At 73.2% G+C, this 13,306-nt stretch carries 10 protein-coding genes; 4 read left to right on the forward strand and 6 right to left on the reverse strand.

What is annotated here, in order from left to right; all coding sequences use genetic code 11:
• Nucleotides 1–15 precede the first annotated feature (15 nt).
• From CRP29_RS14605 to CRP29_RS14620, 4 genes are all read right to left on the reverse strand, one after another.
• Nucleotides 16–609: a DUF4234 domain-containing protein gene (locus tag CRP29_RS14605; RefSeq protein WP_245852829.1), complete on the reverse strand. Its 594-nt coding sequence runs from the start codon at nucleotides 607–609 to the stop codon at nucleotides 16–18.
• 143 nt (nucleotides 610–752) lie between these two features.
• Complete coding sequence (locus CRP29_RS14610) at nucleotides 753–1,241, reverse strand: DUF4234 domain-containing protein (protein WP_245852830.1); 489 nt, start codon at nucleotides 1,239–1,241, stop codon at nucleotides 753–755.
• Nucleotides 1,242–1,416: 175 nt separating this feature from the next.
• On the reverse strand, nucleotides 1,417–2,211 hold the full coding sequence (locus CRP29_RS14615; RefSeq protein ID WP_097195794.1) for an enoyl-CoA hydratase/isomerase family protein: 795 nt from the start codon (nucleotides 2,209–2,211) through the stop codon (nucleotides 1,417–1,419).
• A gap of 81 nt (nucleotides 2,212–2,292) precedes the next feature.
• Nucleotides 2,293–3,543: an HNH endonuclease signature motif containing protein gene (locus CRP29_RS14620; protein WP_097195795.1), complete on the reverse strand. Its 1,251-nt coding sequence runs from the start codon at nucleotides 3,541–3,543 to the stop codon at nucleotides 2,293–2,295.
• A gap of 138 nt (nucleotides 3,544–3,681) precedes the next feature.
• Between CRP29_RS14620 and CRP29_RS14625 the strand changes: the two genes are divergently transcribed.
• Both CRP29_RS14625 and CRP29_RS14630 read left to right on the forward strand, forming a co-directional pair.
• Nucleotides 3,682–3,969, forward strand: coding sequence for a DUF2695 domain-containing protein (locus CRP29_RS14625; RefSeq protein WP_097195796.1), 288 nt, complete (start codon nucleotides 3,682–3,684; stop codon nucleotides 3,967–3,969).
• A gap of 75 nt (nucleotides 3,970–4,044) precedes the next feature.
• Nucleotides 4,045–4,668, forward strand: coding sequence for a maleylpyruvate isomerase family mycothiol-dependent enzyme (locus CRP29_RS14630; RefSeq protein WP_097195797.1), 624 nt, complete (start codon nucleotides 4,045–4,047; stop codon nucleotides 4,666–4,668).
• Between the two features lie 9 nt (nucleotides 4,669–4,677).
• Here CRP29_RS14630 and CRP29_RS14635 read toward each other — a convergent pair whose 3' ends face one another.
• On the reverse strand, nucleotides 4,678–5,136 hold the full coding sequence (locus CRP29_RS14635; RefSeq protein WP_217991606.1) for a DUF1707 SHOCT-like domain-containing protein: 459 nt from the start codon (nucleotides 5,134–5,136) through the stop codon (nucleotides 4,678–4,680).
• A 183-nt stretch (nucleotides 5,137–5,319) separates the two neighbouring features.
• Between CRP29_RS14635 and CRP29_RS14640 the strand changes: the two genes are divergently transcribed.
• Together CRP29_RS14640 and CRP29_RS14645 are read left to right on the forward strand one after the other, a co-directional pair.
• A complete protein-coding gene (locus CRP29_RS14640; RefSeq protein ID WP_097195798.1) occupies nucleotides 5,320–11,253 on the forward strand; it encodes a DUF4011 domain-containing protein in 5,934 nt (1,977 codons plus the stop codon).
• A gap of 193 nt (nucleotides 11,254–11,446) precedes the next feature.
• Nucleotides 11,447–12,610: an RtcB family protein gene (locus CRP29_RS14645; protein WP_097195799.1), complete on the forward strand. Its 1,164-nt coding sequence runs from the start codon at nucleotides 11,447–11,449 to the stop codon at nucleotides 12,608–12,610.
• Between the two features lie 48 nt (nucleotides 12,611–12,658).
• Here CRP29_RS14645 and CRP29_RS14650 read toward each other — a convergent pair whose 3' ends face one another.
• Nucleotides 12,659–13,285, reverse strand: a complete 627-nt coding sequence (locus CRP29_RS14650) for a maleylpyruvate isomerase family mycothiol-dependent enzyme (protein WP_097195800.1) — start codon at nucleotides 13,283–13,285, stop codon at nucleotides 12,659–12,661.
• Between the last annotated feature and the right edge of the window lie 21 nt (nucleotides 13,286–13,306).

Raw genomic sequence — 13,306 nt, forward strand, 5'->3', positions numbered from 1 at the left:
TCTGCCCCGCCGGGCTCAGACCAGGCTGGTGCGGGTGACGCCCTGGCTGCGCCAGTACTCGTTGAGGGCGTTGTTGGTGCGGACGAACCAGATGAAGGGCCCGACGAGGATGAAGATGCCGGGGAAGAACCACAGCCCGGTCAGTGCGGTGACCGGGGGCGCCTGCCCGCGCCGCTCGTAGAGCTTGCCCACCTCGTTGCTGAGCAGGAACGGCGAGACGATCCCGAAGATCACCGCGATCAGCAGGGCGATGATGCCGCCGAGGCCCTCACCGGTGTGCCGCTTCATCTCCTCGTGGGTCTGGAAGTAGTAGACGAAACCCCAGATGCCGAGGGTGACGAAGAACAGCAGGATGATCATCCCGGTCGGGCGCATGGTGCCGAGCGCGCCGGTGGGCTGGCTGTACTGCGCCCACGGCGGCGGGCCGGGCATCGGCTGGGCCGGGTAGCCCTGCTGGCCGTACTCCGGCTGGCCGTGATCCTGCTGGCCAGACTCCGGCTGGCCGTACTCCGGCGGCGCTGGCGGGGGCGCGCCCTGGGGCTGGGGCCCGTCGGCTCCGCGGTCGTCGGGCAGTGGCGACGTCGGTGACTCGTGATCGGGCGTGGACATCCGACTCCTCCTGGACTGGGCGCAGGACCGCAGTCTGGACCCGCGCGGCGGCGCGTGGGGGCAACCCGTGCGTGCGGCGGAGAACGCGGACCGGCCGTGCGTCGCGAGGCGACGACACGGCCGGTCGAGGTGCTGCGGGCGGGTCAGCCCTGGGCGCCGACGCTGCGCCAGTAGGCGTTCAGGGCGCCGTTGGTCTTCACGAACCAGACGATCGGCCCGACGAGGATGAAGATTCCGGGGAAGTACCAGAGACCGGTGAGCGCGCTGACCGGCTTCTCCTGGCCGCGGCGCTCGTAGAGGTTGCCCACCTCGTGGCTGTGCAGGTACGGCGAGGCGACGCCGACGAAGATCGCGAGCAGCAGCGCCACCACGCCGCCGAGGCCCTCACCGGTGTGCTTCTTCATCTCGTCGTGCGTCGCGAAGTACCAGTACAGGGTGTAGATGCCGAACGTGACGATGGCCAGCAGGATCGCGATGCCGGTCGGGCGGATCTTGCCCACGGGGCCCCGCGGCTCGGCGTACTGGGCGTACCCCGGTGCGACCGGCATGGGCTGGAGGCCCTGACCGCCGGACGGCGCGGTCGGGTAGGGCTGGCCGTACTCCTGAGCGGGGGAACTACCTGGCGTGGACATGCGCCTGCTTCCTGTCGACGAGCCGGTCGGTCCGGCTCCGCGCGGAACCTAGGGCAGCGACCGGCCGCTCCGGCGGGGAACCGACGCGGGGTCTCGCGCGGTCGTCCCAGGGGGCTCGCGCTGCACCTCCTGCCCCAGCCGACCAGCCCGTTCGGGCCCGGGACGCCCGGCGGGCCTACCGGCCGCGCCACTCCGGACGGCGCTTCTCGAGGTAGGCGGCGATGCCCTCGCGGCGGTCCTCGCTGAGGTAGGGGTTGGGCCCGACGTCGAGGCGCAGCGCCTGCCACAGCGGCAGTTCGACGCCCTTGACCGCGGTCTCCTTCATCCGGCGAACGCTGATCGGCGCGTTGGCGGCGATGCGCTCGGCGAGGTCGAGGGCGGTGGCCAGCACGGCGTCCGCGTCGACGATGCGGTTGACCAGGCCCCAGCGTTCGGCGTCCTCGCTGCTGATGTACTCCCCGACCAGCAGCATCTCCAGGGCGATGCCCATGGGGATGCGCTTGGGCAGGACGACGGAGCCGAAGTTGGCACCCATGCCGATGGTGGCCTCGGGCAGGCCGAACTTGATGCCGGGGGCTGCGACGCGGAGGTCGCAGGCCAGGGCCAGTTCGAACCCGCCGGCCACGGCGTGCCCCTGCAGCGCGGCGACGATGGGCACCGGCGTCTCGGTGACGACCTCGAAGATCGACCGTCCGGGCCGGCCCATCGGCGGCCGGAACCGCTCCCCGCGCTCGTCCTGCGCGCGGATCTCCTTGAGGTCGAACCCGGCGCAGAAAGCCGGGCCGTTGCCGGTGAGCACGATGGCGCGGACCGTGCCGCCCTCCGCCGCGTCGAGGAGTTCCTCGACCAGGTCGGCCTGGATGTCGGTGGAGAGCGCGTTGCGCCGCTCCGGCCGGTCGAGGGTGAGCACGCGGACGTGCCCGCGGTTCTCGACGACCAGGCCCGACTCGTACCGCTGCGATTCGCTCACGGGCCATTCGTACCGGTCCCGGCCGCGGGCAGCGCAGCGGGCCCCGCGGTGAGGATCACCGGGGGCCGCTCCGGACTCTGTTCAGGCGGAGACGAGGAAGGGTTCGCCGATCAGGATCTCGGTGCCGTCGGGGCGCCAGGTGCGCCATCGTCCGTCGGGTTGTCGCTCGATCCGGAAGCCGTGATGCACCTTGGTGTGGTGGCGTTCGCAGAGGAGGGCGCCGTTGTCCAGGCAGGTGTCCCCGCCGTCGATCCAGTGGATGACGTGGTGGACGTCGCACCAGTAGGACGGCGCATCGCAGCCGGCGAACACGCAGTGCCGGTCGCGCACCTCGATGGCCCGGCGGAGGTGCGGTGGGAAGAGCCGCTTGGTCTGACCTACGTCCAGCGGTTGGCCCTCGGGGCCGATGACGATGCGGGTGACGTTGCCGTCGCACGCGAGCCAGCGGGCCTTGGCCGCGGAGATGATGCCGCCGAACCCGGTGAGTCCCGCCCCGGCGCCGACCCCGGCGCCGGGCGAGGTGTCCATGAGGTCCTCGAGATCGATGGTCACGAGCACCTGGGGCTTGTGACCGCGGAGGATCGGCAACGCCCCTGAAGCGAGGGCGTTGTCGCACAACTGCACGAGCGCGTCACCGGCCTGCTGGGCGCGGCTGCGGGTGTCACCGGCGGGGCGGGAGGCCTGCTGGATCGACTCGACCGCAGCCTGGAACTTCTCCCCACCCACCGCATCCAGGGTGCCGTGGAAGGACACCGTCCCGTCGGTGTGCCTGGTGAACGACAGCGACCGCTGCTCGGTCGGATCGGGTTCGGTGCCGTCTGGGTCCAGCCGGGCCAGATAGTGCCCGACGGCCTGGCGCAGGTCGGCGTGCGAGGAGGACGTGGCGACCTCGGTCAGCAGCGCGTCGATCGCTGCCACGTCCACGCCCTGCGCTTCGGCGCGGGCCAGGTTGACATCCGACACCACCGGCGCGAGCACCGACACGGCCTCCGCGCCCACCGCACCCGCCGAGGCCGCGGCGGCCAGCACCGGCAGTCGATCCAGGGTGCGGCCGTTGCGCACCAGCCGGCTCGCCCCACCCTGGGAGAGCCGGTGGTGCCCGCGCAGCCAGGACGCCATCGTGGCCTTGCCGTCGTGCTCGGCCGCACCGGACACCTCGCACTGCCGGGTCGTGCGAGCCAGCTCGGCCGCGAGCCTGTTCGCAGCGGTTACGAGCGGCGCCTCGCGCTCCAGCAGCGCCGGCCCGAACCAGCCCTCGATCCGCTCACCGGCCAGCGCCTGCAGAGCGCCGCTCAGGCACTCCGTCGGCGTCTCGCAGTCCGTCGAACACATGTACGAATAGTACCGCTCGCCCGACCGGCAGGCCACCTGTTTCCCCAGGTCAGCACCCTGTCCACAGATCTTCTCGGACTCGTTGACGTACGCCTCGGGCGTCGGCTCGGATCACTCCACCCGAACAGGAGAGACCCCATGGCGAACGAGAACCAGAAGGACCACCCGGCGGTGCGCGCCGCCCGGATGCCGCTCGATGCCGCACAGCTGGAAGAGCTGCTGGACCACGTCGACGACGCCGTCCTGACCGACGGCTGCGACCACACCCTGAACGCCACCGAGGCGTGGGCGAGACGGCGTGGCCTCGACGTCGAGCGCCTGCGACAAGCCCTGCAGAGGTACGGCGGCTTCTGCGACTGCGAGGTGCTCATGAACGTGGACGCCGACGAAGTGCTCACGCTCCCTCGGCAGCCCGGACGGTCGTGACGCGATGAGTTCCACCAGGGACGAGCGTCCTGCTGTACACGTCCACGCACGAAACCCGGAGCGAGAGGCAGCCCCATGACCGGAACCAGCAACCACGTGGACGAGCAACTCCTACAGCGGTGGACCGCGGCCACCTACGACGGCCTCGCGGACCTGCTCGCCGATGCTCCCGCCGACGTCTGGGACACATCGACACTCTGCGCGGGCTGGCAGGCCCGGCACGTCGTCGCGCACGTGACGATGCCGGCCCGGCTCACCCCCGAGCAGTTCGGCGCCGAGATGGCGGCGGCCGGCGGCGACTTCGGCGTCCTCTCGGACACCGTGGCCGCCCGCGACGCCACCCTGCCCACCACCGAACTCCTGAGCGCTCTCCGCTCCCCCGCGCTGCACGCGTGGCAGCCGCCGGGCGGTGGCGCGATGGGCGCCCTCAGCCACGCCGTCATCCACTCGCTCGACGTCACGGTCGCGCTCGGCCGGCCGCCGGTCGCTCCACCCGGGGCCATCTCCGCCGTCCTCGACCACCTCGTTGCCGCCGAGGGCGCGTTCTTCGGGGTCGACCTCACCGGCATCCGCCTCGAGGCCACCGGCTCCGCCCACACCTGGGGCGACGGCGAACCGACCCGCGCAGACACCGGCGCACTGGTGGCCCTGCTGAGCGCCCGCACGCTCCCGGACGGTCGCGCGCTCCCCCGCCGCTGACCGGGGAGGTCAGCGGGAGTTGCGGACCCGCATCGTGATCGTCGTGCCGATGCCCAGCACCACGCCCGGCACCGCCAGCCACATCGGCCAGAAGTACGTCGTCCCGGTGCCGAGGCTGACCAGCAGCCACACGGTCACGTTGATCGCCACCACGGCGGCCCACGCCGTCCAGAGGATCGTCAGCGCCAGCGGGAACCCGGCCGGCCGCCCGACCACCGATGCACCCGCGGCCCGGCCCACGGCCGCCGCCGACGCCACCGAGTGCACCGGCGCGGGCGCAGTCGACCGGAGCGGCAGGTCGGTGAACAGCCGCTCGAGGTCGCCGTAGGTCACCGCCGCGTACGCCTCGGCCAGCCGCCGGTCGTACTCGTGCAGGTCGAGCCGGCCGTCGTCGTGGGCGGCGCGCAGGCGGTCGGCCGCCGCCTGCCGGTCGGCGTCGCCCGCCCGCAGTTCGGGTGCGTGGGCCATGCCACCTCCGGCTGGGGGACGTCCCGGGCATCGTCGCACCGGGGACCCGGAGAGCGGAACGATCCGAGCCGTCACGGTGCCAGTCCTGTGATTCCCACCGGCTTCTCGACGCACGTGTCACACCTGCCCCACCCGTCGGGGAGCATGGAGGGACCATTCCGTCCTACCCGGTAGACAGGTGACATGGAGAGCACTGCCGAATTCGACCTCCGCGACGCCGTGGCGCCGCGGACGGTGGCTGTCTCCATCGAGATCACCTCCACGCCGGTGCTCAGCTACGCGCTCGCGCACAACGGCATCCCGGTCATCCCCCGGCTCGCCCTGACCTCGGAGAGCACCGTCCGCGGCGCCACCGTCCGGCTGTCGGTGCGCGATGCCGAGGGCCCGATCGCCCGCCCGGTCGAGCTCCTCGCCGACCTCGACGCCGGGCGCAGCACCGTCCTCACCGACGTCGGCCTGGTCATGGACCCGGCCGCGATGCTGCAGGTCGAGGAGCAGCGCCCCGGCGTCATCGACGTCGAGGTCTGGGTGGACGACGTCGCCGAGGGCGGCCCGGTGCTCGCCGGCGAGGCGTCCCGGTCGGTGCAGGTGCTGGCCGCCAACCAGTGGCTGGCCTCTCCTCTGCCGCTGGCGCTGGAGATGCTCGCCGCGCACGTCATGCCCAACCACCCGGCGGTCACCGCGCTGGTCGCCGAGGCGACCGACCACCTGGAGTCCACCACCGGCAGCGGCGCGCTGGTCGGCTACGCCGCGACCGCCGAGCGGGTCGACGAGGTGGTCGCCGCGATCGCCGAGACGCTGCGCGGCCGGGGCTTGAGGTACAGCGAGCCGCCGGCCACCTGGTCCGACGTCGGCCAGCAGGTCCGCACCCCCGGCGACGTCCTGACCTGGAAGGTGGGCACCCCGCTCGACACCGTGGTCCTGCTCGCCGCCGCGCTGGAGCAGGCCGGGATCCGGCCGCTGCTGTGGCTCGCCGAGGGCATCGGCGGGAGGGAGGGGGGATCACACGCGTTCCTCGGCTACTGGCGCGAGGAGCGGAGCGCGGAGTCCGCAGCCACCACCGACGCTGCGGGTCTGGTGAATCTGGTCGACCTCGGGCTGATCCGCCTGGTCGAGACCACCCTGCTCACGGGCATGGGCGAGGCCGGCGCCGACCTGCACCGCCCCGCCTACGACGGCTGGCTCACCGGCGAGCTCGACCGGATCGTCGGCGTCACCGACGTCCACCGCGCCCGCCGGGACGGCATCGTGCCGCTGCCGGCCCGCGCCCGCGACGAGGCCGGCGTCCTGCAGATCGTCGAGTACCGGGCCGCGGTGCACAGCGCCCCGGCTCCGCCGGAGGGGGCGACGCCGTCGGCACCCCGGCCCGAGGCGCCGGCACGGGTCCAGCAGTGGAAGAACGCCCTGCTCGACCTCAGCCTGCGCAACCGGCTGATCAACTACACCGAGCGGACCGGCCTGGCGCTGACCGTCCCGGACGTCGCACTGCCGGCGCTGGAGCGGTTCGTCCACGACGGCACGCCGATCACCCTGCTGCCCGGGGACAAGCTGGCCGCCGTCCAGACCGAGCGCGGCCTCGGCGGGGCCGCCGACCTGCCCGCGACCCAGCTGGCCGACCTGCTGGTCGAGCGCCGCGAGGTGCACGCCGACGTCACCACCGGCGGGTACCTCCCGCGCCTGCGCAACCTCGCCTACCGGGCGAAGACCGTGCAGGAGGAGACCGGCGCGAACAACCTGTACCTGGCGCTCGGCTCGCTGGTCTGGGAGCTCGACGGCCGGCCGCTGCGCTCACCACTGGTGCTCATCCCGGTCACGCTGACCCCGCTGAGCCGCACCGGCTCCTACCGCCTGGCCCTCGACGAGTCGGGCAGCACCGCGCCGAACTACTGCCTGCTGGAGAAGCTGCGCCAGCTGCACGGGCTGAGCATCCCGACCCTGACCGAGACCGCCGACGGCACGATGGACGTCGAGGCCTCGCTCGAGGCCATGCGGGTCGCGCTGGTCGGCCACGGCCTGCCCTATCGCGTCGAGGCGACGGCGGACCTCGCCGTCCTCCAGTTCGCGAAGTACCGGCTGTGGAAGGACCTCGACGAGCACTGGGCCGACTTCGCGGAGAACCCGCTGGTCTCCCACCTGGTGCACGAGCCGACCGAGCCCTTCGCCGACCCGGCGCTGGACACCGGCGCCTACGCCGACCTCGACGACCTCGCCGGGCAGCTCCCCGTCGCCGCCGACTCCTCGCAGCTGCGGGCGATCGCCGAGGCCTCCGCCGGGCGCACCTTCGTGCTGGAGGGCCCGCCCGGCACCGGCAAGTCGCAGACGATCACCAACCTGCTCACGCGGGCGGTCGCCGAGGGCAAGCGAGTGCTGTTCGTCGCCGAGAAGCGCGCGGCCCTGGACGTCGTCGCCCGCCGGCTGGACGCGGTCGGCATGGGCATGTTCGCCCTGGACCTGCACGACAAGGGCAGCCGCGCCTCGATGGTGCGCGCGCAGATCCGGCTCGCGCTGGAGCACGCCGTCTCCGTCGACGAGCAGGGCCTGGCCGCCGACTCGGAGAACCTGCGCTCGGCCCGCCGGCTGCTGGCCCGCTACGCCGACCGGCTGCACACCGAGAACGCCGCCGGGCTCTCGCTGTACACCGCGCGCACCGCGGAGCTGACCGCAGGCACCGACGTGCAGCCGCTGCCGATCCCGCTGCCGTTCGTGGCGAACGCCCCCGCCGAGGTGCTCACCCAGGTGCGGCGCGCCCTGGCCCTGCTGCCCGAGATCGCCGACCTCACCCGGCCCTCGCTGCGCCACCCGTGGGCGTTCGTCGACTCCCCCGCCATCGACCTCCCCGCCGCCCAGGCCGCGGCCACCGAGGTCGACGCCGCCGTGCGCGCGGTCGCCGGACTCCCCGAGCTGACCCAGGTGCTGCGGCACGCCCGCACCCCGGAGGACTTCGCCGCGCTCGGCCACCTGCTCGGCGGCCCGGCCGTCGGCATCGACGTGCTCGACGAGACGTTCTCCGGCCGCTGGACGACGGCGACCGGCGCCGTGCTCGGCGAGGTCGCGGCCTTCCTCGCCTTCCGGCACCCCGGCATGGACCTGGTCGCTCCCGAGGTGCTCGGACTGCCCCTGGCGGAGATCTACGTGGCCGCGCAGACCGCCGCGGCGTCGTCCTGGTGGGGTCGCCGGCGCCGGCTGGTCGCCGTGCGCGAGCGGCTCGCCCCGCACCTGCGGCCCGACGCCAAGGTCAAGCCCAAGGACGTCCCGGCGCTGGTCGAGAACCTGTGGCGGGTGCAGACGGCGGTGGCGCAGATCGCCGGCCGCGTCGCCGCACTGCCGGGCATGACCGTGCCCGAGGGCTGGAACCCGTTCGTCGACCCGCAGCTGCTCGAGCGCCAGGTCACCTGGCTGCGCCGTGCCGGGCAGGCCGTCGACGGGTCGTCGTCCTTCCACGTGCAGCTGCGCAAGCTGATCGTCGCCGGGATGCCCGTCGGCCCGGAGTCCGCCGGGGCGGTCGCCCGGCTGCACGACTCGGTCATCACGCTGCTGCAGGTCGGCGGCGCGAGCGCCGACCAGCTCGCCGCCTGGACCGGCGACGACGGCTTCACCCTCCGCTGGTCGATGACCCGTCCCGAGCGCGGCACCGACGGCTCGGTGCTCATGTCGCTGCGCCGGTGGGTCACCTTCCTCGACACCCTCGAGCCGCTGCGCTACGCCGGGCTGTTCGACGCCCGGCGGCTCCTGGTCACCGGCGCGATCCCCGCCGACGACGCCGTCCGCGCGCTGGACCGCGGCCTGGCGATGGCCTCGGTGACCGAGCGGCTGGACGCGACCGGCCTGGACATGTTCGACGAGGGGCTGCACGGCAAGGCGATCGAGCGGTTCACCGCCGCCTCGCGCGCCGTCCGGGAGCACCTGACCGCATCCCTCCCTGCCTCGGTGCTCGCCTCCCGCCCCTTCGACGCCGCCTCGGGCGCCGGTCAGGTCGGCGCGCTGCAGCGCGAGCTGGCCAAGCAGCGCCGCGGGCTCGGCGTCCGACAGCTGCTGGCCCAGTACGGCGAGCTGATCACCTCCGTGATGCCGTGCGTGCTGGTGTCCCCCGACTCGGTGGCGCGGTTCTTCCCGGCCGCCTCCGCCCAGTTCGACCTGGTCGTGTTCGACGAGGCCTCGCAGATCCGGGTGGCCGACGCGGTCGGTGCACTGGGCCGCGCGAAGGCCGCCGTCGTCGTCGGTGACTCCAAGCAGATGCCGCCGACGTCCTTCCTCGAGCCGACCGCCTCGGTGTCCGACGACGTCGTCGAGGTGGAGACCGCGGTCGAGGACGAGGAGTCGATCCTCAGCGAGTGCGTGCAGGCACGGGTGCCGCGGCACTGGCTGTCGTGGCACTACCGCAGCCAGGACGAGTCGCTCATCGCGTTCTCCAACGCCCAGTACTACGAGAACCGGCTGTCGTCGTTCCCCGCGCCCACCCACGGCCGGGCGTCGGCCGAGCCGGACGGCCGCGGCGTCTCGCTGGTGCGGGTGCCGGGCACGTTCCACCGGGCCGGCGCCGGGCGGCTGCTGCGCACCAACCCGATCGAGGCCAAGGCGATCGTCGCCGAGATCCGCCGCCGGTTCGACGCGGTGCCCAAGTGGGACGGCGTCGACGCGGTGCCCTCGATCGGCGTGGTCACCTTCAACGCCCAGCAGCGCTCCTACATCGAGTCGCTGCTGCGCGACGCCGACGACGAGCGGCTGGCCGCCGCCCTGGACCGCACCGACGGCGAAGGTCTGTTCGTCAAGAACCTGGAGAACGTGCAGGGCGACGAGCGCGACGTCGTCTTCTTCTCCACCGGCTTCTCCCCCACCGCCGACGGCACGCTGCCGCTGAACTTCGGCCCCCTGAACCGCAGCGGTGGCGAGCGGCGGCTCAACGTCGCGATCACCCGCGCGCGGCGGCAGGTCGTCGTCTTCTCGTCCTTCGACCCGGAGCAGCTGCGGGCCGAGGAGACGAGCTCGGTCGGCATCAAGCACCTGCGCGCCTACCTGGACATGGCCGAGCGGGGCACCGACGTGCTGCCGCGCTCGCCGCGGTCGGTCGCCGTCGTCGACCGGCATCGCGAGGAGATCGCCACCGCCCTGCGCGAGCGCGGCCTCGTGGTGCGCACCGACGTCGGGCTCTCGGAGTTCCGGGTCGACCTGTCGATCTCCCGACCTGTCGACCCGGAGACACCGGTGGCCGCGGTGCTGCTGGACGGCCCGTCGTGGGCGCGCCGGGGCACGGTCGGCGACCGCGACGGCCTCCCGATCGAGGTGCTCGGCGGGCTGCTGCGCTGGCCGGTGGTCGAGCGGGTGTGGCTGCCGTCGTGGCTGGGCGACCCTGCGCCCGTGGTCGACCGGCTGGTCGAGGCCGTCGACACGGCTCCCTCTGCGCCGGCGCTCCCCGCCCCCATCCCCCTGCCGACGGCGGCGCTCGAGTCGTTCAAGGGCGTGGCCGCGCTGCGCTCGTCGGTGACCGCATCGCTCGCGGTGCCCACGACGTCGCCGGCGAAGCCCGCCGCCAAGCCCGCCGCCGTCCGCAAGCCCGCCGGCCCGGTGGTCATGGAGGGCGAGACCGCCTTCGTGCCGTGGATCCCGAAGGTCGCCGGCGAGAAGTCGGTGCTCGACGAGCTGCCGGCGTCCAAGGCGGCGCGGGCCGTCCGCCGGGTGATGGCCGCCGGCATCAAGGCCGAGGGGCCGATCCACGTCGACCGGCTGGCCAAGCTCACCGTCGGTGCGTTCGGGCTGAACCGGGCGACCGAGTCGCGGAAGTCGACGCTGCTCTCGCTGCTGCCGCCGTCCGCGGTGCAGGGCGCGCACCTGTGGCCCGAGGGCGTCACGCCAGAGAGCTACGAGGGCTTCCGCAGGCAGGTGTCGAGCACCGACCGACCCATCGACCAGGTGGCTCCCGAGGAGATCGCCAACGCCATGCGCGCGCTGTGCCGGGCCGCGGCCGGGATGCGCCGCGACGAGCTGCTCACGCAGACGGCGGCGGTGTTCGGGCACAAGCGCCGCTCGGCGGCCGTGACGGCGGTGCTCGAGAAGGCGCTCGCCGCGGCGATCGACCGCGGCCGGGTCACCGAGCAGCCGAACGGCCTGCTCACCCCCTGACCTCACGACACGTCGGTCTCCGCCCCGGCGGGGTGGGCAGAGACCGACGTCCGGGTAGTAGGGCTCTGCCCACACCCGTGGGCAGAGCCCTACTGCTCACCAGGTCAATGGGGCTGCGCCGCCCGCCCTCCCCGTGTTGACTGCACCGGCTGCGCAGCACCCCTGACCGCACTCGGAGCGAATCGAAAGGACGATGGAGAAGATCAACGCACGCCTGCTCAACTGGGCGTCGATCCTGGAGGACAACACCCGGGAACAGGCCGAGCGCACCGCGCGGATGCCGTTCATCCACCCGCACCTGGCCCTCATGCCCGACGCCCACCTGGGCATGGGCGCGACCGTCGGCTCGGTCATCCCGACCGACGGCGCGATCATTCCGGCCGCGGTCGGCGTGGACATCGGCTGCGGCATGATCGCCGTCCGCACCCAGTTCACGGCTGACGACGTCGCCGGCCGCCCGCTGGACGTGCTGCACGGACAGATCTCCCGCTCGATCCCGCTGTCGGCGGGTGGCCGGAACGCGAAGATCCGGGCCAGCGCCGAGCCGCGGATCGCCGAGCTGCGCGAGACGCCGGGCTCCGGACAGGCCGACGCCGAGGCGCAGCACTGGCCGCAGCAGCTGGGCACGCTCGGCTCGGGGAATCACTTCGCCGAGGTCTCGCTCGACGAAGCGGACCGGGTGTGGCTGTTCCTGCACTCGGGGTCCCGCGGCGTCGGCAACCGGCTCGCGCAGAAGCACATCAAGGTCGCGCGGGAGCAGTGCGCGCGTCGGCACATCCAGCTGCCCGACCGCGATCTGGCCTACCTCGTGGAGGGCGAGCCGGAGTTCGACCGGTACGTCGAGGCGCTCCGCTGGGCGCAGCGGTTCGCCTACCTCAACCGCGAGGAGATGATGGACCGCTGCGTCGACCAGCTGGGGCGGTTCCTCGGGACCGAGGTCGAGCGGCACGAGACGGTGAACTGCCACCACAACTACACCGAGCGCGAGACCCACTTCGGGCGCGAGGTGTGGCTGTCGCGGAAGGGCGCGATCTCGGCGCGGGAGGGACAGCTCGGCCTGATCCCCGGCTCGATGGGGGCGGCGTCCTACGTCGTCGTCGGGAAGGGCAACGTGCCGTCGCTGATGTCGTCGCCGCACGGCGCCGGCCGGAACTTCTCCCGTTCGGCGGCCCGGAAGCGGTTCACGCGGAAGGATCTGGATGAGCGGATGACCGGCATCGCCTGGGGCCACTCGGACGCGTTCCTCGACGAGCACCCCGACGCGTACAAGCCGATCGACCAGGTGATGGCCGACGCCGCCGACCTGGTCGAGGTCCGGCACACGCTGCGTCAGATCGTCAACGTCAAGGGCGACTGATCGCCGGGTCGGCGTTCCACACGGAGCGCCGGCCCGGGCAGGGTCCGGTCAGCCCAGCCGGCTCCGCAGCGTCGGCACGCCGTCCCCGGTGAGGTGGTCGAGCGCGGCCGTGCGACCGGTCAGGGCCAGCAGGAGCGCCTCGCCGGATCCGCCCACGACCGGGCCGCTGCCGTACGTCCAGTCGATGTCGTCCGCCTCGAAGCGCAGCCCGTCCAGCGCGCCCTTCGGGACGACGCTCCGACTCGCCGGGTCGGTCACGTAGCTCAACGACGTGCGCAGGCGCTGCTCGGGGATGACCCGCGGCAGGCCCAGCGGCCACCGGATGTCGAGGCCGTGCACGAGGACGTCGGTGAGCGGCGCCTCGGGCCCGGCCCCGGGCGGCGTGAACCGGGAGTCCGCCTTGCGGCGCAGCACCTCGAGCAGCTCGCCGAAGGGCCGGCGCCCTTGCTCCCGCGCCAGCCGGACGTTCGCCCGGTCGAAGTCCCCGCGGCTCACCAGCATGGCCAGGGCGAACCTCGGGATCCCGACTTCCAGCGGGACGACGAGGTGCGCGACCACGTCGTGCACGCGCCACTCGCTGCACAGGCTCTGCGTCGCCTGCTGCTCGGGCGTCAGTCCGGACAGCAGGTCGGCCAGGCCGCGCCGCTCGTCGGCGATCTCCGCGAAGGTGTCCACGGGGGCACCCTGGCAGGAGAT

The sequence above is a fragment of the Blastococcus aggregatus genome (assembly GCF_900221005.1).
In the GTDB taxonomy this organism is placed as follows: domain Bacteria; phylum Actinomycetota; class Actinomycetes; order Mycobacteriales; family Geodermatophilaceae; genus Blastococcus; species Blastococcus aggregatus.